Source organism: Bacillus pumilus (assembly GCF_009937765.1).
GTDB classification, from domain to species: Bacteria; Bacillota; Bacilli; order Bacillales; family Bacillaceae; genus Bacillus; species Bacillus pumilus_O.
Genome location: NZ_CP047089.1, coordinates 1,790,495 through 1,809,199, shown reverse-complemented (window position 1 = coordinate 1,809,199; position 18,705 = coordinate 1,790,495). Strand labels below are relative to the sequence as shown.

At 41.2% G+C, this 18,705-nt stretch carries 22 protein-coding genes; all 22 read left to right on the top strand.

Going from position 1 to position 18,705, the window contains the following annotated elements:
- The first annotated feature begins 5 nt into the window (after positions 1–5).
- The 22 genes from fliG to GPS65_RS08645 are packed head-to-tail and all read left to right on the top strand — an operon-like array spanning position 6 to position 18,701.
- Positions 6–1,022, top strand: a complete 1,017-nt coding sequence (gene fliG, locus GPS65_RS08750) for a flagellar motor switch protein FliG (RefSeq protein ID WP_012009955.1) — start codon at positions 6–8, stop codon at positions 1,020–1,022.
- On the top strand, positions 1,015–1,779 hold the full coding sequence (fliH, locus tag GPS65_RS08745) for a flagellar assembly protein FliH (RefSeq protein WP_012009956.1): 765 nt from the start codon (positions 1,015–1,017) through the stop codon (positions 1,777–1,779). The genes fliG and fliH overlap by 8 nt, the downstream gene beginning before the upstream one ends.
- Positions 1,776–3,092 carry a flagellar protein export ATPase FliI gene (fliI, locus tag GPS65_RS08740; RefSeq protein WP_012009957.1) on the top strand — a complete coding sequence of 439 codons (1,317 nt, stop codon included), beginning with the start codon at positions 1,776–1,778 and terminating at the stop codon, positions 3,090–3,092. The genes fliH and fliI overlap by 4 nt, the downstream gene beginning before the upstream one ends.
- Positions 3,093–3,100: 8 nt before the next feature.
- Positions 3,101–3,544: a flagellar export protein FliJ gene (gene fliJ, locus GPS65_RS08735; RefSeq protein ID WP_034620036.1), complete on the top strand. Its 444-nt coding sequence runs from the start codon at positions 3,101–3,103 to the stop codon at positions 3,542–3,544.
- Between the two features lie 12 nt (positions 3,545–3,556).
- Positions 3,557–4,255, top strand: a complete 699-nt coding sequence (locus tag GPS65_RS08730; RefSeq protein WP_119124848.1) for a MotE family protein — start codon at positions 3,557–3,559, stop codon at positions 4,253–4,255.
- Positions 4,256–5,587, top strand: a complete 1,332-nt coding sequence (locus tag GPS65_RS08725; protein ID WP_088001453.1) for a flagellar hook-length control protein FliK — start codon at positions 4,256–4,258, stop codon at positions 5,585–5,587.
- On the top strand, positions 5,587–6,033 hold the full coding sequence (gene flgD, locus GPS65_RS08720; RefSeq protein WP_119124849.1) for a flagellar hook assembly protein FlgD: 447 nt from the start codon (positions 5,587–5,589) through the stop codon (positions 6,031–6,033). Before GPS65_RS08725 ends, flgD begins: the two co-directional genes overlap by 1 nt.
- Before the next feature lie 17 nt (positions 6,034–6,050).
- On the top strand, positions 6,051–6,845 hold the full coding sequence (gene flgG / locus GPS65_RS08715) for a flagellar basal body rod protein FlgG (protein WP_119124850.1): 795 nt from the start codon (positions 6,051–6,053) through the stop codon (positions 6,843–6,845).
- A gap of 37 nt (positions 6,846–6,882) precedes the next feature.
- Positions 6,883–7,098: a swarming motility protein SwrD gene (gene swrD / locus GPS65_RS08710; RefSeq protein WP_012009963.1), complete on the top strand. Its 216-nt coding sequence runs from the start codon at positions 6,883–6,885 to the stop codon at positions 7,096–7,098.
- Positions 7,095–7,523: a flagellar basal body-associated protein FliL gene (fliL, locus tag GPS65_RS08705; RefSeq protein WP_012009964.1), complete on the top strand. Its 429-nt coding sequence runs from the start codon at positions 7,095–7,097 to the stop codon at positions 7,521–7,523. The genes swrD and fliL overlap by 4 nt, the downstream gene beginning before the upstream one ends.
- A gap of 32 nt (positions 7,524–7,555) precedes the next feature.
- On the top strand, positions 7,556–8,554 hold the full coding sequence (gene fliM, locus GPS65_RS08700; RefSeq protein ID WP_003212239.1) for a flagellar motor switch protein FliM: 999 nt from the start codon (positions 7,556–7,558) through the stop codon (positions 8,552–8,554).
- Positions 8,544–9,668 (top strand): flagellar motor switch phosphatase FliY, encoded by a 1,125-nt coding sequence (gene fliY / locus GPS65_RS08695; protein ID WP_012009965.1) that lies wholly within the window; start codon positions 8,544–8,546, stop codon positions 9,666–9,668. The genes fliM and fliY overlap by 11 nt, the downstream gene beginning before the upstream one ends.
- A 27-nt stretch (positions 9,669–9,695) precedes the next feature.
- Positions 9,696–10,058: a chemotaxis protein CheY gene (locus tag GPS65_RS08690; protein WP_007499584.1), complete on the top strand. Its 363-nt coding sequence runs from the start codon at positions 9,696–9,698 to the stop codon at positions 10,056–10,058.
- Between the two features lie 18 nt (positions 10,059–10,076).
- On the top strand, positions 10,077–10,736 hold the full coding sequence (fliZ, locus tag GPS65_RS08685) for a flagella biosynthesis regulatory protein FliZ (protein ID WP_012009966.1): 660 nt from the start codon (positions 10,077–10,079) through the stop codon (positions 10,734–10,736).
- Complete coding sequence (fliP, locus tag GPS65_RS08680) at positions 10,729–11,394, top strand: flagellar type III secretion system pore protein FliP (RefSeq protein WP_007499580.1); 666 nt, start codon at positions 10,729–10,731, stop codon at positions 11,392–11,394. The genes fliZ and fliP overlap by 8 nt, the downstream gene beginning before the upstream one ends.
- Positions 11,395–11,410: 16 nt before the next feature.
- The gene (gene fliQ, locus GPS65_RS08675) at positions 11,411–11,680 is read left to right on the top strand and encodes a flagellar biosynthesis protein FliQ (RefSeq protein ID WP_003211206.1); all 270 of its coding nucleotides are present in this window, start codon (positions 11,411–11,413) and stop codon (positions 11,678–11,680) included.
- Positions 11,681–11,686: 6 nt separating this feature from the next.
- Complete coding sequence (fliR, locus tag GPS65_RS08670) at positions 11,687–12,466, top strand: flagellar biosynthetic protein FliR (RefSeq protein WP_012009967.1); 780 nt, start codon at positions 11,687–11,689, stop codon at positions 12,464–12,466.
- Positions 12,463–13,551 (top strand): flagellar biosynthesis protein FlhB, encoded by a 1,089-nt coding sequence (flhB, locus tag GPS65_RS08665; RefSeq protein ID WP_012009968.1) that lies wholly within the window; start codon positions 12,463–12,465, stop codon positions 13,549–13,551. The genes fliR and flhB overlap by 4 nt, the downstream gene beginning before the upstream one ends.
- Before the next feature lie 29 nt (positions 13,552–13,580).
- Complete coding sequence (gene flhA / locus GPS65_RS08660; RefSeq protein ID WP_012009969.1) at positions 13,581–15,614, top strand: flagellar biosynthesis protein FlhA; 2,034 nt, start codon at positions 13,581–13,583, stop codon at positions 15,612–15,614.
- Entirely contained in the window at positions 15,614–16,729 is a 1,116-nt protein-coding gene (gene flhF, locus GPS65_RS08655; RefSeq protein ID WP_012009970.1) for a flagellar biosynthesis GTPase FlhF, read from the top strand. Before flhA ends, flhF begins: the two co-directional genes overlap by 1 nt.
- Positions 16,726–17,631: a MinD/ParA family protein gene (locus tag GPS65_RS08650; protein ID WP_012009971.1), complete on the top strand. Its 906-nt coding sequence runs from the start codon at positions 16,726–16,728 to the stop codon at positions 17,629–17,631. The genes flhF and GPS65_RS08650 overlap by 4 nt, the downstream gene beginning before the upstream one ends.
- Entirely contained in the window at positions 17,628–18,701 is a 1,074-nt protein-coding gene (locus GPS65_RS08645; protein WP_012009972.1) for a protein-glutamate methylesterase/protein-glutamine glutaminase, read from the top strand. The genes GPS65_RS08650 and GPS65_RS08645 overlap by 4 nt, the downstream gene beginning before the upstream one ends.
- Positions 18,702–18,705 lie beyond the last annotated feature (4 nt).

Sequence of the window (18,705 nt, the reverse complement as noted above, 5' to 3'; positions counted from 1 at the left end):
TACACATGTCGAGAAAAGATCCAAATCGACTAACAGGCAGACAAAAAGCAGCAATCCTAATGATTTCCTTAGGGCTAGACGTGTCAGCATCTGTATACAAACATCTGTCTGAAGACGAAATAGAAAAATTAACACTTGAAATTTCCAATGTACGAAGTGTAGATACTGCTAAAAAAGATGAAATCATCGAAGAGTTTCACAGCATCGCCATCGCGCAGGACTACATATCACAAGGCGGTCTTATGTACGCAAGACAAGTACTTGAAAAAGCACTTGGTGAGGACAAAGCGGACAGCATCTTAAACCGATTAACATCCTCGCTTCAAGTGAAGCCGTTTGATTTTGCTCGAAAGGCTGACCCAGAACAAATCTTAAACTTTATCCAGCATGAGCATCCACAAACCATTGCGCTCATCCTTTCCTACTTAGATCCAGTCCAAGCAGGACAGATATTATCTGAATTAGGCGAGGATGTACAAACAGAGGTTGCGAGACGTATTGCTTTAATGGACCGCACATCTCCAGAGATCATCAATGAAGTGGAACGCATTCTTGAGCAAAAGCTTTCTTCAACCTTTACGCAAGACTATACGCAAACGGGCGGAGTCGAAGCGGTTGTAGAAGTACTAAATGGTGTAGACCGTGCGACCGAGAAGACCATTTTAGACACTCTTGAAATTCAAGATCCTGAACTTGCTGATGAAATTAAGAAACGTATGTTTGTCTTTGAAGATATTGTCACACTTGACAGCAGAGCGATTCAGCGCGTGATCAGAGATGTTGAAAATGATGACTTATTGCTCGCACTTAAAGTGGCAAGCGAAGAGGTCAAAGAAATTGTCTTCCGCAACATGTCACAGAGAATGGTCGAAACGTTCAAAGAAGAAATGGAGTTTATGGGACCTGTCCGGCTTAGAGATGTCGAGGAAGCACAAACCCGTATTGTCAGCATCGTAAGACGACTCGAGGAAGCTGGAGAAATTGTCATAGCTCGAGGCGGAGGAGACGATATCATTGTCTAGGATTATCAAACATGAAACATCTGTTATTCCTGAGCAACGCCGGCAAACGATTCCTTTGCAGCAAGTGGAGTTCAAAAAAGAACATCATGAAGAAGAGCTTGTCAATGAAACAGAAGCATCGCAGCTTGTACTAAGTGATGCTGAAGATCAAGCAAGTCGTATAGTAGAACAAGCAAATAATGAGCTTGAAAAAACAATGGCTGAAATCAATCAGCGCCGCGCTGATTTTGAAGAAGAAAGAATGCAGCTCATTGAAGAAGCGAAACAAGCTGGGTACCAAGATGGCTTCCAAAAGGGTGAAGCAGATGCGATGAGTCAGTATCAATCAATTCTTGATCAAGCAAATGACATTGTCAGTCTTGCCAAGCAGGATTACGAAGAGAAAATTGAAAGCTCCGCAGAAAAAATTGTGGAACTGGCTTTCGAACTCGCCAAACGCGTTTGGTACTCGGCTGATGACACGAAAGATCAATTTTTGGCTCTCGTGAAGCAGGTCATTTCTGAAGTGAAAGAATATGACGATATTTCCATCTATGTGGACCCTGAACATTACGATCATGTGATGGAGTATAAAGACGAATTAATCAGAATCCTTCAAAAGGATACACACCTTGCCATTTACTCAGATGAAAAAGCGCCAAAAGGGACTTGTTACGTAGAAACAAGCTTTGGAAAAGTGGAAGCGAGTGTTGATACCCAAATGAATCAGTTGAAAGAAAAGCTACTAGAAGTCATTGATTCAGGTGATCACAAATGAACATCGATGTGTTAAAAGAAACGATTGAAACCGCTGATCCTTATAAACGATTTGGTAAAGTCAATCGAGTTGTTGGACTGATGATTGAATCTAAGGGGCCGGAAAGTTCTATCGGAGACGTGTGTCTCATTCATAAAAAGGGGCGTAAGCACGATCCGATAAAAGCAGAGGTTGTAGGTTTTAGAGATGAACATATTCTGCTCATGCCTTATGTAGAAGCATCCAACATTTCACCAGGAAGTCTAGTTGAAGCAACAGGTGAGTCGCTAAAGGTCAAAGTTGGTACGGGGTTAATTGGCGAAGTGGTTGATGCCTTCGGTGAACCACTGGACGGCAGTATGCTTCCAAAGGGACTTGCACCTGTTTCGACAGATCAGTCACCTCCAAACCCGATGGACAGGCCACCTATTCGCGAAAAAATGGGCGTTGGTGTCAGAGTGATCGACAGCCTGCTTACAGTCGGCACTGGTCAGAGGATTGGGATTTTTGCTGGAAGTGGTGTTGGTAAAAGTACCTTAATGGGGATGATTGCGAAGCAGACAGAAGCAGATCTGAATGTGATTGCCCTTGTTGGAGAGCGTGGCCGGGAAGTTCGTGAGTTTATTGAAAAGGATTTAGGTACGGAGGGACTAAAGCGATCGATTGTTGTCGTTGCAACTTCTGACCAGCCTGCACTAACGAGAATGAAGGCTGCTTATACAGCAACAGCTATTGCAGAATATTTTAGAGACAGAGGAAAAAATGTCATGTTCATGATGGACTCTGTTACACGGGTCGCTATGGCACAAAGGGAAATCGGTCTTGCAACTGGTGAACCGCCAACGACAAAAGGATATACGCCTTCAGTGTTCGCTATACTGCCAAAATTACTTGAACGAACTGGAACGAATCAGCTTGGTTCCATCACAGCGTTTTACACAGTGCTTGTTGATGGTGACGATATGAATGAGCCAATCGCTGATACAGTTAGAGGAATCTTAGATGGTCACATTGTACTTGATCGTGCTTTAGCCAACAAAGGACAATTTCCCGCTGTCAATATTCTGAAAAGTATCAGCCGTGTTATGAGCAATATCGCAAGTCATGATCACAAGGAGGCGGCCAACCGGTTCCGCCAGCTTTTATCCACTTATCAAAACGCTGAAGACCTCATTAACATTGGAGCATATAAAAAGGGCTCCTCGAAAGACATTGATGATGCCATGCAGGCTTATCCTCATCTGATTTCATTTTTGAAGCAGGATGTAGAAGAGGCTGTATCTATTGAAGACAGTGTGAATGTATTGCTCGGTTTGATGAATAGAGAGGATTGACGAAAACAGTGAGATATCAGTACAAATTTCAAAAGCTCTTAGAACTGAAAGAAAGTGAAAAAGACAAGTCACTCGCAGCGTACCAACAATCCGTTTCGGCATTTGAGCAAGTCGCTGAAAAGCTCTATGAAAATATGAGTAAAAAAGAATTAATGGAAAAAAGCAAAGAAGAAAAGCTGAGAAGTGGTATGAGTGTTCAAGAAATGCGTCATTATCAGCAATTTGTGACCAATTTAGATAACACCATTCAGCATTATCAGCAGCTTGTGATCATGAAGCGCCATCAAATGAATGAAAAACAATCTGATTTAACTGAAAAAAACATTGAATTTAAAAAGTTTGAAAAAATGAAAGAAAAGCAATATGAAAAGTTTTCCCTTGAACATAAGGCCATTGAAATGAAAGAAATGGATGATATCTCTATCAGCCAATTCATGTTTCAAGGACATTAGGAGTCGAGATGAATGCCTAAGAAGGAAAAAACGAAAGAATCAAGCGGCGGAAAATTTCAATGGATCTTGTTTATTGTCATCATCCCATTGATTGTGCTTGTGTTAGTGACTGGCACAATCCTTTATATGGCAGGTTTTGATCTAAAGAAGCCGCTCCAAAACATTCCGGGCGTCAGCAGTTTGGTTGGTTCAGATGACACGTCAAAAACGTCATCTTCACATAATAATCAAAGCGATGCAGAAGTGAACGAACTGAAAAAGACCATTAAAGAGCAAAAAAATGAACTTGAAATTGCACAAAAAGACTTAAAAACAAGTGATGAAGAGATTAAAAGACTGAATCAAAAAATCAGTTCACTTGAAAAAACATCTGAAAATGATGCAAATAATACGTCTTCGAATGACAGTTCATCAAACAACAGCTCATCAAGCGATACATCAAGTAATAATGCGTCAGGGACAACTTCTGATGGGGCAGCAGCCTCTAACCAGAAACCTAAAGGGAAGATTGCTAGTATCTATGAAAGTATGGATGCAGGGAAATCCGCCAAAATTTTATCAGAATTAAGTGATAAAGAGGCATTGAAGATTCTTGAAGAGCTAAGCAAAAATAAACTAACAGACATATTAGCAAAACTAACACCTCAGAAGGCAGCTACGTTTACGAAAGAGCTTGCTAAAAAAGAAAGTGAAAATGGGGGTGGACAATAAGTGAAGCTATTGGATATTGGAGCCTTACAGCAATCATCTCAAGGTCTCTCGGGACCAAAGGGGAGCGGCGTGAACTCTGCAAGCGGATTGTTTAAACAATTACTTAGCGGGGCAGGCGCGCAAAGCGAAAGCGGTCTTGTGAATGCCGAGACAGCGGGTGCTACTCTTTCCATCAATGATGCAATGCAAATCATTGAAAAATGGATGCAATCACCTGAAGAAGGAATCGACGAAAACCTTCTTAGCGCCCTTCAAACACTTCAAGGTCAAACGCTTGATTCATCTGATCTCGAGTCACTAGAAGAGTTGTTTCAAAAAATGGAATCCTCCATTTACGGTGAACAAGCTGATAAGCCAGCTTCTGAACATAGTGAGCAGCTCATACAAGTCCACTTTTTCTTATACCAACTGCTCAATCAACAGCCGCTCAGCTTTGATGCAAAGATAGTGCAAGATATTGAAGCAAAGGGTCAAGATTTCATTCACTTTCTTTCGAAAAATGGGGTAGATGAGAAACTGATTCAGCAAGTAAAAGAGCAATTTTTCTCGCAGCAGGGTTCAGCACCAAAGCTGAATTCAATGTCTCAAAGTGAGCTGAAACACTTTAATCAGTTAATCGACCATATGATGGCAAATGCAAAAGGGTCAGACAAAGAGTTAAAGATTGCTTTAGGAGAGTTAAAAGAATTGGTCTCTCCAAGACAAGAATCTACTCTTACTACTCCTGCTAAAGGGACTGCTTCTCTTGAGTGGCTCATCAAAAAGGAAGTTGTCAAAGGACAAAGCACTGCTGCACCTGCTTCTGAAAAAACGATCACTCATACGCTCTTGCCAGGTCATAAGCAGTTTTTTCAACTGCAATCAGCAGCTCCTGTTCAGCAGACACAAACCACTGATGAAAAGCCGGGAACGGTTGATCAGCAAATTCTAAATACGTGGAAGCAAATGAAATTCACGCCATTTGGCAACTCAAGCGGACGCTTTACAGTTCGATTAAATCCAGAAAATCTCGGATTTATCACGATTCAGCTGACGAAGCAAAATGGTATGTATGCGAGTAAGATTACTGCTTCGACACAAGCAGCAAAAGAGCTGCTTGAGCATCACCTGCCGCAGCTCAAACAGGCGCTTCCGAATATGTCGGTTCAAGTGGACCGTTTCCATATACCGCTTCAATCAAATGAACAGTCGTTATTTGGCCAATTTAACGAAGAAAACAAGCAGCAACAGTCAAAAGGGCATCATTTCCAGAATCCTGATGAACAGGAAGCAGAATTCCAAGATGTACTGGATGCTCTTGTTGGGTCAGATGAAGAAGAGGAGGAAATCTAATGGCAACAGTTGATGCTACGAATAGAACAGTCACACAAACAGACACTTCTTCAAAAGCAGAAAAGAAAACAGATACGCTAGGCAAAGATCAATTCTTGAAAATATTGCTCACGCAACTTCAAAACCAAGATCCAACAAACCCACTAGATGACCGTGAGTTTGTCACACAGCTTGCGACATTTTCATCCTTAGAACAGCAAACCAATATGAACGATTCTATCACCAAGCTGAATCAGCTCATGTCTACATTTGTTGCTCACCAAGATCCGTTTACGACGTATGTAGGGTGGATCGGTAAAGAAGTATCGGGCAAATTGGATGATAAAGATATATCAGGCACTGTGAAATCTGTTAAAAACATAAACAATGAATACTTCCTGTATTTAGAAGATGGAACGAAAATCAGCCCTTGGGATGTTACAGCAGTTGGAGAAAAAACGAAGTAATTCGAGGAGGAAAATAAATGTTACGCTCACTTTACTCAGGAATTAGTGGAATGAAAAACTTCCAATCAAAATTAGATGTTGTAGCCAACAACGTAGCCAACGTCAATACACATGGATACAAAAAAAGCCGTATCACTTTTAAAGATATGGTCAGCCAAACAATTTCAAGCTCAGGTGGACCGACGAATAACTCTGGTTCAATCAACTCAAAACAAATTGGTTTAGGATCATCTTTATCTTCTATTGATAAAATCATGAAATCTGGTTCTTCTCAAAATACAGACGAACCATATGATTTCTATATTAATGGAGATGGATTTTTCCGTATTCAAAAGCAAGGTGAAATCCTATTTACAAGAACAGGAAACTTTAGACCTGATTCAAATGGGGATTTGGTAACATCTGATGGAAACTATCTTCTTGGCATGGATGGGCAAAAAATTAATATCCCACGAGACAATGTGTCAAGTGTTAGTGTTGGGCCAGATGGGACCGTTTCTGTTGTTGAGAACAACGTTTCTCGTACTGTTGGACAAGTATCACTTGTCTCCTTCAGTAATGCAGGAGGATTAGATAAAGTTGGAGATAACTTATACCGCCAAACACTTAGTTCTGGTGCACCAAGTAATGCCATGGCTCCTGGAACTCAAGGAACAGGTGAACTCCAAACCGGAAAACTTGAAATGTCAAACGTTGATTTAACAGACGAATTTACCGAAATGATTATCGCGCAGCGTGGATTCCAATCGAATGCAAAGACGATCACAACATCTGATGAAATCCTGCAAGAGCTTGTGAATCTGAAACGATAGGAGGTAGGGGGAGCGGATGATCGCTTCTCTGCTTAATATGATTGAAGTAACAAGATTGAATGGCAAAGGATTTATGCTGAACGCTCTCCATATCGAGCAAATCGAAAGCTTTCCAGACACGACCATTACATTAGCCAATGGAAAGAAATTCGTAGTGAAAGAAAATGAAGATCAGCTTCAAGAGAAAATCATTTCTTTCTATAGAAAAATCCAAGTCATTTCATTGAATCAAGGAATAGAGGAATTTGAATGAAGAAGAAATTAGTCGTAGTAATGCTAATCATGATTATTGCCATCGGCGGAATAGGAGCAGGCATCATATTTCTGCTGAATGGTTCAGACGAAGCAAAAGCTGAAAAAGAGCCAACAGCAGATGAAGTCGTAAAGGCTTCTGTTGAAATTCCTGAGATTATCACCAATTTAAAGTCTGAAGGAAATGCGGTCAAACTTGTATTGAATATTGAAACAGACTCTGAAAAAGCAAAAGAAGAGCTTGAGAAAAGAAGTTTTCAAGTGAAAGACGCCGTAATTGACATTTTATCAGACACGAATGCAGATGAACTTGATGGCAAAAAAGGCAGAGAACATTTTAAAACACTAGTCAAAAACAAAGTGAATAACTATTTGCAAGATGGCAAGGTGAAAGAAGTATATATAACCTCCTTTAATCTGCAATAGAGGCGATTAATTGACACGATGGAGGTGAAGAAATGTCAGGAGAAGTGCTTTCCCAGAATGAGATCGATGCATTATTATCCGCCATATCTACAGGCGAAATGGATGCTGAAGAGCTGAAAAAAGAAGAAACGACGAAAAAAGTAAAGGTGTATGATTTTAAACGTGCACTGCGCTTTTCGAAAGACCAGATTCGAAGTTTAACAAGGATTCACGATAACTTCGCTAGACTGCTCACCACACACTTTTCAGCTCAGCTAAGATCATATATTCAAATTACTGTCAGCTCGGTTGACCAAGTACCATACGAAGAGTTTATTCGTTCGATTCCTAATATGACATTATTAAACTTATTTTATGTCAGTCCGCTTGAAGGAAGAATCATGCTTGAAGTGAACCCAACAATCGGCTATGCCATGATGGACAGGCTGATGGGCGGGATTGGCATTAGTCATAATAAGACAGAATCACTTACAGAGATCGAAACAAAGATTATCTCAAACATGTTTGAGGGAGCTTTGGAAAATTATAGAGAAGCGTGGCAGTCCATAACTGATATCGAGCCTGAAATGGCAGATTTCGAGGTAAATCCCCAGTTTGTACAAATGGTGTCACCAAACGAAACAGTTGTCGTCATTTCTCTTAATACACAAATAGGTGAGGTAAGCGGGGTTATTAACCTATGTATTCCTCATGTTGTATTAGAGCCTATTATTCCGAAACTGTCTGTACATTACTGGATGCAGTCTGAACGAAATGAACCAAAACAACAAGAAACAAAGGCCATTGAAAAACGGATAATGACGGCAAAAATACCGGTAGTCGCAGAGCTAGGGGAATCGGAAATGACGGTGGAAGAGTTTTTGAATTTGGAAATTGGTGACTGTATTGCCTTGGACAAACCAGTAAATGCGCCTCTTACTGTTATGGTCGGAAATAAACCGAAATTCTTGGGACAGGCCGGCCGCGTGAATCGGAAACAGGCGATTCAAATTCTAGATCACGACATAAGAGGTGAAGAAGATGGAGAATAACGGAAGTAAATTATCACAAGACGAAATCGATGCGCTCCTTAAAGGAGGTAGCAATGACGATATAGAGCCTGATACAGTCCTATCTGCAATGGAACAAGATGCCATTGGAGAAATCGGGAATATTTCATTCGGCAGCTCTGCTACAGCACTTTCAACCCTATTAAATCAAAAAGTGGAGATTACCACCCCAACTGTTACAGTGATTCAAAAAAGTATGCTGAATGAGGAATTTCCTCATCCGTATGTCGCGATTGAAGTGAATTATACGGAAGGCTTCAGCGCAAGTAACCTGCTTGTCGTCCAGCAAACAGATGCAGCAGTCATTGCGGACTTAATGATGGGCGGAGACGGGACAAATGCTGACCCTTCTTTAAGCGAAATTCACTTAAGTGCAGTACAAGAAGCGATGAACCAAATGATGGGATCTGCTGCGACATCCATGTCGACGGTCTTTAATAAAAAGATTGATATTTCTCCGCCTCGCGTCGAATTACTTGATGTGAAAGAAGGAGAAGGAACAGACCGGATCCCAGCTGCAGAAATGCTTGTCAAAGTATCCTTCAGATTAAAAATAGGTGAACTCATTGATTCAAATATCATGCAGCTTTATCCTATTACATTTGCGAAAGATTTAATTGCAGAATTAACAGACCCTGCGCAAGAGGAAGAGCCGGTTCAAGAAGCTCAAGTGAGTACACCTGAACCTCAACAAGCAGCTCCGCAAACGCAATCTGCACCAGCGCAGCAAGCAGCTCCGCCAAAAAGACAGGCGAAGCCAAAACCGGCAGCACCTGTAAATGTGGCACCAGTTGAATTTGAAGCATTCAGTGAGCCTCAGCATTCAACAAGCCAGCTTGGAAATCTTGATATGCTGATGGATATTCCGCTTTCCATTACGGTGGAACTTGGAAGAACTCAGCGAAGTGTCAAAGAAGTCCTTGAGCTTTCAGCAGGAAGTATCATTGAACTGGACAAACTTGCTGGTGAGCCAGTAGACATTCTAGTTAACAAGCGAATCGTCGCCAAAGGGGAAGTCGTTGTCATTGATGAGAACTTTGGTGTTCGTGTGACTGATATTTTAAGTCAGTCAGAAAGACTTTCTAATTTAAAATAAACAAACATACAGGGAGAGAATAAGTAAATGGCTACTAAGGTATTAATCGTAGATGATGCAGCATTCATGAGAATGATGATAAAGGATATTCTTGTAAAAAACGGATTTGATGTAGTAGGAGAAGCAGAAAACGGTGCTCAAGCAGTTGAAAAGTACAAAGAAACGTCTCCAGATCTTGTCACAATGGATATCACAATGCCAGAAATGGACGGGATCACAGCACTAAAAGAAATTAAACAAATTGACGCTTCTGCAAAAATCATCATGTGTTCTGCAATGGGGCAGCAGTCAATGGTTATTGACGCAATCCAAGCAGGTGCAAAAGACTTTATCGTGAAGCCGTTCCAAGCAGACCGCGTACTTGAAGCAATTAATAAAACGTTAGGCTAAAAAAGGGTGTAAGACTTGTTGAAAAAACGTTTGATATGTATAGCAATGATCAGTTTTATGCTTTTCTTGACGATGCAACCCGCCTCACTGTTTGCTGAAACAAAAGATCCTGAAAATGGCACAGTGAATGACTGGATCAAAGAAGAGAAAAGCAGCAAAAAGGATACAGAAAAGACAACCACTGACAATCAAACGAATCCGGCAGAAGAAGTTCCCTCTTCTTCTGTCTCCATTATGGATTTTGTCAAAATGATTGGTGCTTTACTTTTTGTCATCCTGCTTATATATGGATTGGTGAGATTTGTTGGTAAGCAAAACCGCTTACTTAAACCATTTCGCTATGTTGAAAATATTGGTGGAACGACGGTAGGCCAAAACCGTTCAGTCCAGCTTATCAAAGTGGGCAAACGAGTATTAGTTGTCGGAGTAGCGGACTCGATCCAGCTGCTAAAAGAAATTGATGATGAACAAGAATGTGAAGCGATCGTCCAACAATACGAAGAAGCGATGGAAAGTAAAACAGATTTACCAAAAATCGTTCAAAAATTCACATCTCAGATAAAGAAAAAGGATCAGCCAACCACTTCTTCTTTTTCAGCCAATTTGAAGGCACAGCTAGCCGAATTGAAAAAGACCCAATCAGAAGTCAGAAAGAAAGGCCCGAAACAAAATGAATGAGTTTATCGATTTATTTAATTCCAGCGGAGCAGGGAATATTAGTACGTCTGTCCGTCTTCTTTTACTTTTAACCGTATTTTCTGTTGCACCAGGCATTCTCATTTTAATGACATGTTTTACACGAATTGTGATTGTACTTTCATTCGTTAGAACATCACTTGCAACCAACTCAATGCCTCCAAACCAAGTACTTGTTGGGCTTGCTTTGTTTCTCACATTCTTTATCATGGCACCCACGTTCTCAGAGATTAATAAAGAGGCACTTACGCCGCTTTTAAATGATGACATTACACTCAATCAAGCTTATGAAAAAGCCGAAGTGCCAATTAAAGAGTTTATGAGTAAACATACGAGACAGAAGGATTTGGCTTTATTTCTTAGTTACGCAAAAATGGATACACCTGAATCGATAAAAGATATTCCGTTAACGGCGATGGTACCCGCATTTGCAATTTCAGAATTAAAGACGGCATTTCAAATTGGTTTCATGATCTTTATTCCATTTTTAATTATTGATATGGTCGTCGCAAGTGTCCTGATGTCAATGGGGATGATGATGCTTCCTCCGGTTATGATATCGCTCCCTTTCAAAATATTGTTATTTGTTTTAGTCGATGGATGGTATTTGATTGTCAAATCTTTGCTGCAAAGCTTTTAGAGTAGGTGCTTAAAACATGAGTTCAGAATTTGTCATTACGATGGCTGAAAGATCAGTGTATGTGGTATTGCTTGTCAGTGGGCCGCTTCTAGCGCTCGCTCTTATTGTGGGACTGATTGTCAGTGTATTTCAGGCAACAACCCAGATTCAAGAACAGACGCTTGCGTTCATTCCTAAAATTGTTGCAGTTCTTATTGGACTTGTTGTGTTTGGTCCATGGATGCTGTCGACCATTGTGTCCTTTACGACAGAGCTGTTCTCGAATTTAGATCGATTTGCAGGTTAACGAGCGATGTCAATCATAGAATTATTCCCTGCTTTTCTATTAGTTTTTATTCGGATCACCGCTTTTTTTGTAACAGTACCGCTTTTAGCGCATAGAACGATCCCAGCTGTACACAGAGTTGGATTCTCACTGTTTTTAGCCGTGATTAGTTTTAGCACAATTAAGGAACCGCCAGCACTCGACATAGACGGTCTTTATATGATGCTTGCGGTGAAAGAAGCAATGGTCGGACTTCTACTTGGTTTGATTGCATATATCATGGTGTCCGCTGTTCAAATTGCCGGCTCATTTATTGATTTTCAAATGGGGTTTGCGATCGCCAATGTAATTGATCCGCAAACAGGGGCACAAACGCCGCTAATGGGGCAATTTTTTTATACGGTCACATTGCTATTGATGCTGGCAACTAATGCACATCACCTGCTGCTTGATGGAATCTATTACAGTTTTCAATATATTGCAGTTGATCAGTACGCACTGAATTTCGGCAGTGAATCTTTTGCTTATTTTATTGCAAAGAGCTTCAACCAAATGTTCATTATTGCCTTTCAAATCTCAGCACCAGTTGTCGCTAGCTTGTTTTTGGTCGATTTGGCATTAGGCATTGTGGCACGAACAGTCCCGCAGATGAACGTTTTTGTTGTCGGACTTCCTATTAAAATGGGTGTGAGTTTTATTATGATTATCATCTGTATGGGCGTCATCTTTGGAGTTGTCCAAAATACATTTGATACGATTGTACTCACCATGAGGAATTTCTTAGCATTGGTCGGTGGTTCGTCATGATGACAAGGCTTAGACTAGACTTGCAATTTTTCGCAGGTGAAAAAACAGAAAAAGCAACGCCGAAAAAGAGGCAAGATTCACGTAAAAAAGGTCAGGTTGCCAAAAGTACCGACGTCAATACAGCCATCTCATTTCTATTAATCTTTTTATCATTCTTTTTTATTGGGCCTTTTATGAAAGAGCGTATTATTGCGCTCATTGAACGTTTTTATTCAACAACGATGCTAATGAAAGTTAGCACATCTAATATTCATCAACTATTTGTGGAATTGCTTCAGGAAACAGGGCTCCTCCTCATGCCAATACTTGGTGTTGGTATGCTGGCAGGGATTATCAGTAACTATTTGCAAGTTGGCTTTCTCTTTTCGACAGAAGTAATCAAACCAAAATTAGAAAAACTCGATCCAATCAAAGGGTTTAAACGAATATACAGTATTCGAGCCCTCGTAGAACTATTAAAATCCATTTTAAAAATTGGTTTAATTGGTTTTGCGACATTTATTGCACTTTGGATGCACTTTGACGAAATCCTAAGGCTTCCTTTACTAACAGCAGAGGAAACTCTTCATTTCGTGGCAAGTATGACCTTGATTATGGGGCTATATGCAGCAGGTGCTCTCATGGTCTTAGCAGGGCTTGATTATATGTATCAGAAATTTGATTATGAAAAAAACTTACGGATGTCCAAACAAGACATCAAAGATGAGTATAAAAAATCAGAGGGTGACCCGCTCATAAAATCAAAGATTAAACAGCGTCAGCGGGAAATGGCCATGAGACGGATGATGCAGGAAGTCCCAAAAGCGGACGTCATCATTACAAACCCAACCCATTATGCCATTGCTCTGAAATATGACGAAGAAAAGATGGACGCGCCCTTTGTTGTGGCAAAGGGAACAGATATTTTGGCTTTGAAAATTAGAACGATTGCGAAAGAGCACGATATTATGACCGTAGAAAACCGGCCGCTCGCTCGTGCACTCTATGATCAGGTCGACATTGACCAAGCGGTGCCAGAGGAATACTTTAAGGCAATCGCAGAAATTTTAGCTTATGTTTATAAAACGAAACAAAAGATTTTATGAATTTTTGGTTTTAAAAGGAGAGAACAGGCATGTCAGCAAGAGATTTATCTGTTTTATTCAGTGTTATTTTAATTGTGGCGATGCTGGTCATACCGTTTCCGCCAATGCTATTAAGTATTTTAATCATTATTAATATTTCTCTTGCGCTTATCGTGCTTCTCACCACAATGAACATGCAAGAACCACTGCAATTTTCAATATTTCCATCATTGCTTTTGCTCTTAACGCTCTTTCGCTTAGGGCTTAACATCTCTACAACACGATCTATTCTTTCAACTGGAGACGCAGGAAAGGTTGTAGAAACGTTTGGTTCATTTGTTGTTGGAGGAAATGTACTCGTTGGTCTTGTGGTCTTCCTTATTCTGATCATCATTCAATTTGTTGTCATTACCAAAGGGGCTGAGCGTGTTTCAGAGGTTGCGGCAAGATTTACCCTCGATGCGATGCCAGGGAAACAAATGAGTATTGATGCAGATTTAAATGCTGGGATGCTGACAGAAAGTGAAGCAAGAAATCGCCGTGAAAAAGTAGCGAGAGAAGCAGACTTTTATGGTGCGATGGATGGAGCAAGTAAGTTCGTCAAAGGGGATGCCATCGCAGGTATTATCATCGTCATTATTAATATTATTTTTGGGATTATCATTGGGATGCTTCAGCAAGGAATGTCAATTCAAGAATCAGCTTCCCACTTTACATTATTAACGGTAGGAGACGGGATTGTTTCACAAATCCCTGCACTTCTCATTTCAACAGCGACAGGAATTGTCGTCACAAGGGCTGCTTCTAATGGGAACCTTGGGTCAGATATCACTGAACAGCTGTTTGCATTTCCAGCTATGCTTTACGTCACGGCAGGTACGATCTTCCTTCTTGGGTTGTTTACACCAATCGGCGTACTTTTGACAGGACCGATCGCAGGTTTACTTGCCCTCGGCGCATACTTGATGTCAAAAAACAAACAGGATCAAGAAGAAATAGAAGAGGTACTAGAGGAGCAGGCAGAGGTAGAAGAGATGAAAAGTCCAGAAAGTGTCATTCACCTTCTCCAAATGGATGCCATTGAATTTGAGTTTGGCTATGGCCTGATTCCGCTAGCCGATGCAAATCAAGGCGGTGACCTGTTAGACCGGATTGTGATGATTCGAAGGCAGCTTGCCCTTGAACTTGGTCTTGTGATTCCAGTTGTCCGGATCCGGGATAACATTGCACTTAACCCAAATGAGTATCGACTCAAAATAAAAGGGAATGAAGTGGCAAAAGGCGAGCTACTGCTTGATCACTACTTAGCGATGTCGCCTACACCTGATGATGATCCGATTGAAGGAATTGAAACAATCGAGCCATCCTTTGGTCTTCCGGCTAAATGGATCTCAGAAGCAGAAAAAGATCAGGCTGAGATGCTTGGCTATACGGTAGTAGATCCTGCATCAGTTGTGTCTACTCACATCACAGAAAAAATTAGACAAAACACACACGAACTGCTCGGACGCCAAGAAACGAAGCAATTAATCGATCATCTGAAAGAAAGTTATCCTGTCTTAGTGGATGAGGTGACGCCAAATCCACTAGCAGTTGGTGATATTCAAAAAGTGCTTGCAAAACTGCTGAAAGAAAAGGTTTCTATTCGAAATCTTGTCACCATTTTTGAGACGCTTGCAGACTACGGAAAGTTAACGACGGATACAGATTTGTTAACAGAGTATGTCAGACAGGCGCTCGCAAGACAGATTACCGCACAATATGCGAGAGAGAATGAATCACTCAAAGTCGTGACATGCTCGGGCCGAGTGGAAAAGGTGATTGCTGACAGCGTACAGCAAACAGAGCATGGGAACTACTTATCGTTAGATCCAGAATCCTCTGAAAGTGTGATTCAATCAGTGGCGAGAGAAATTGAACAGCTTTCGCTTCGTCAGGAAACGCCGGTTCTATTGTGCTCACCTCCTATAAGAATGTACGTCAAGCAGCTGTTAGAAAGATATTTCCCGGAATTACCGGTACTATCTTATAACGAACTAGAAGCAAATGTGGAAGTACAGAGCATCGGAGTGGTGGATATCTAATGAAAATGAAAAAAATCACAGCGAATTCAATGCAGGAAGCAACGATTCAAATTAGGCAGCAGCTTGGGAAGGATGCCGTCATCTTAAATTCCAAAACCGTTGTGAAACGAAAGCTATTCGGTTTAAAGAAACAGCAAATGGTTGAAGTGATTGCAGTGCTGGATCAAGATTTTGAAGAAAGAGCGGGTAAAGGTGGACAGCCTGCGCCCCCTCTTCCAGTATTTCCGAAAAAGGAGCAGGTTCAACACCGACCTAAAGAGCCGTCTCTTGCTCCTGAGGCAGTGAAACCAGTACCTCTTCAAGCTCAGCCGTTAGAATATGCGAGGAATGAGCGGCATGCTGGTATATTGCCTGACCCTCTCATGGCAATCGATCAAAAGCTGAAGGATCAAGGTCTTGATGATGCCATTCGTGACGAATGCCTCAAAGGTCTTTTAACGAAGGGCGCTGTCAAGGAAGAGCAAATTCAAAAAGAACTTGAACAACTGCTGACAGATATGCTGCCGTCTCACACTTCTGATGATCCGATGATTCGTTCTAAATACATTGTGCTGTTTGGTTCGACTGGGGCTGGTAAAACAACAACGATTGCAAAGCTCGCTGCCAAAACGGCCATTCAGAAGCAAAAGAAAATCGCTTTTATTACAACAGATACGTACCGAATAGCAGCAATCGAACAACTGAAAACATATGCAGAACTACTTAATGCACCGCTTGAGGTTTGTTATTCGAGAGAGGATTTTGTAAAAGCTCAAGAGACATTTAAAGAGTATGATCATATTTTCGTAGACACAGCGGGTCGTAACTTTAAAGAAGAAGCGTATATCAAAGAGCTGACAGACATCATTCCATTTGATGAAAGCATTCAAAGTTTCCTAGTGATGAGTGCGACCTCAAAGTATCAGGACATGAAAGCCATGGTGAAACGTTTTGAACACGTTTCAATCGATCAATTTATTTTTACAAAAGTAGATGAAACAGACACGATGGGCACCATTTTTCAAATCATTGCAGACTCTCAAATTGGACTTGGCTTTTTAACAAATGGTCAAAATGTTCCTGAGGATATTCTTGAGGGCTCTCCTCTTGAATTAACAAGGATGGTCTTACAATGATGAAGCCTGACCAAGCAGAAGGTTTAAGAAAGCTCGTTCAACAAAATCAAACGATCACACCAGCTCCTCTTGGTATAAGCGGACAGGCAAAAACCATTGCTGTCATGAGCGGTAAAGGCGGGGTTGGAAAATCGAATTTGACGCTGAATATGGCACTATCTATCGCAAATGCAGGTAAACGAGTGTTAGTCATCGACCTTGATTTTGGTATGGGGAATATTGATATTTTACTAGGGAAAACATCGACTAGCTCTATTTTAGATGTTCTTGTCAGGAAGAAATCCTTCCAAGCGGCTATGACTCAAGGAACGAACAACCTTTATTACATTTCTGGCGGAAGCGGACTTGAACAGCTGTTTTCTTTAGATAAAGATCAATGGTCGTTCTTTCTAGAGGAAATGGAAAGAATGATGCACGACTTTGATTGTATCTTCTTTGATATGGGGGCTGGTTTGTCAAAAGATCAACTACCTTTTGTTTTATCAGCAGGAGAAGTTGTAGTTGTGACAACGCCGGAACCAACATCAATCATGGATGCCTACAGCGCCATTAAACATTTAGCGATTCATCAGTTTGAACAATCTGTGCAAATCATTGTCAACCGGTGTAAAACCCCGTCAGAAGGGTCAGAAACCTATCGGAAATTAGCAGGAGTAGTCACATCATTTCTTCACAGAAAACTAGTATTTGCTGGTGCTGTCCCGGATGATCCTGCGGTTCCAAAAGCAGTGGCTGAACAAATTCCATTTTATATGAAGCAGCCTCATTCAAGGCTGAGTAAAACGATTAAGATGCTGGCGGAAACACTTTATCAACAGCAGATAAGAGAGGCACAGAGAGAGCAGCATACGTTTATAGATAAGTTGTCCTCTTTTTTTAAAAGGAGGAAGGTGGACTCATGATTAGAGTGCTTGTAGTAGATGACTCGGCCTTTATGCGAAAACTCATTAGTGACTTCCTAACTGCCGAGCAAGAAATAGAAGTCGTCGGAACGGCGCGAAATGGGGAAGATGCCTTAAAACGGATCAAGGAACTGAATCCAGATGTCGTCACATTAGATGTGGAAATGCCTGTTTTAAATGGAACAGAAGCATTAAAACAAATTCTGGCTGAACACGACCTTGCCGTAATTATGGTGTCAAGCCAGACAAAGCAAGGGAAAGATTTAACCATCCATTGCTTAGAACTTGGTGCTTTTGACTTTGTCACAAAGCCATCAGGAAGTATTTCACTTGATTTACACAAAGTAAGAGGCCAAATTGTAGAGCGGGTGCTTGCGGCAGGGCTGTCAAGGAAACGCACTGAAGTGCCGGTTTCTTCTAAGCCGGTGATGAAGCCGTCAATCCCAGTGGCTACACCTCGCCCGCAAGCAGTAAAAAGCGGCTCACTCCGAAAGATTATTTCAATCGGAACATCAACGGGAGGGCCAAGGGCACTTCAACGAGTCGTTACGAAGCTGCCCAAGGACATAGAAGCCCCCATTTTGATAGTGCAGCATATGCCGGCAGGATTTACGGCATCACTTGCTACTAGGTTAGACCATTTATCTCAAATTTCGATTAAAGAAGCGCAAGATGGAGACATCGCTAAAAATGGAGTAGCTTACATAGCGCCTGGTGGAATGAATATGTCACTTCATGAACAAGGGGCATCCTTAGTCATCAGACTGTCTCCAGAAGACACGGAAAGCCGTCACAAACCTTCTGTTAACTATTTATTTGAATCGATCAGTCATATAAAGGGTTACGAGAAAATTGCTGTCATTATGACAGGCATGGGTAGTGACGGCACAGAAGGTGTCAAAAAAATGGTCGCAAGCGGTCATACAAAAGTCATTGCAGAAAAAGAAGAATCATGTGTTGTTTTCGGAATGCCTAAATCAGTCATTAAAGCAGGCCTTGCACATGAAACAAGGCATGTGGATGACATCGCACATGCAATTATAAGCTCCATGAAAAAAGAGAGGGCGTGAACAC

Coding starts and splice junctions, on each gene's coding strand:
- fliG (WP_012009955.1), top strand. CDS start 6: ATGTCGAGAAAAGATCCAAATCGACTAACAGGCAGACAAAAAGCAGCA.
- fliI (WP_012009957.1), top strand. CDS start 1,776: ATGAACATCGATGTGTTAAAAGAAACGATTGAAACCGCTGATCCTTAT.
- GPS65_RS08730 (WP_119124848.1), top strand. CDS start 3,557: ATGCCTAAGAAGGAAAAAACGAAAGAATCAAGCGGCGGAAAATTTCAA.
- flgD (WP_119124849.1), top strand. CDS start 5,587: ATGGCAACAGTTGATGCTACGAATAGAACAGTCACACAAACAGACACT.
- flgG (WP_119124850.1), top strand. CDS start 6,051: ATGTTACGCTCACTTTACTCAGGAATTAGTGGAATGAAAAACTTCCAA.
- swrD (WP_012009963.1), top strand. CDS start 6,883: ATGATTGAAGTAACAAGATTGAATGGCAAAGGATTTATGCTGAACGCT.
- fliL (WP_012009964.1), top strand. CDS start 7,095: ATGAAGAAGAAATTAGTCGTAGTAATGCTAATCATGATTATTGCCATC.
- fliM (WP_003212239.1), top strand. CDS start 7,556: ATGTCAGGAGAAGTGCTTTCCCAGAATGAGATCGATGCATTATTATCC.
- fliY (WP_012009965.1), top strand. CDS start 8,544: ATGGAGAATAACGGAAGTAAATTATCACAAGACGAAATCGATGCGCTC.
- GPS65_RS08690 (WP_007499584.1), top strand. CDS start 9,696: ATGGCTACTAAGGTATTAATCGTAGATGATGCAGCATTCATGAGAATG.
- fliP (WP_007499580.1), top strand. CDS start 10,729: ATGAATGAGTTTATCGATTTATTTAATTCCAGCGGAGCAGGGAATATT.
- fliQ (WP_003211206.1), top strand. CDS start 11,411: ATGAGTTCAGAATTTGTCATTACGATGGCTGAAAGATCAGTGTATGTG.
- fliR (WP_012009967.1), top strand. CDS start 11,687: ATGTCAATCATAGAATTATTCCCTGCTTTTCTATTAGTTTTTATTCGG.
- flhB (WP_012009968.1), top strand. CDS start 12,463: ATGATGACAAGGCTTAGACTAGACTTGCAATTTTTCGCAGGTGAAAAA.
- flhA (WP_012009969.1), top strand. CDS start 13,581: ATGTCAGCAAGAGATTTATCTGTTTTATTCAGTGTTATTTTAATTGTG.
- flhF (WP_012009970.1), top strand. CDS start 15,614: ATGAAAATGAAAAAAATCACAGCGAATTCAATGCAGGAAGCAACGATT.
- GPS65_RS08650 (WP_012009971.1), top strand. CDS start 16,726: ATGATGAAGCCTGACCAAGCAGAAGGTTTAAGAAAGCTCGTTCAACAA.
- GPS65_RS08645 (WP_012009972.1), top strand. CDS start 17,628: ATGATTAGAGTGCTTGTAGTAGATGACTCGGCCTTTATGCGAAAACTC.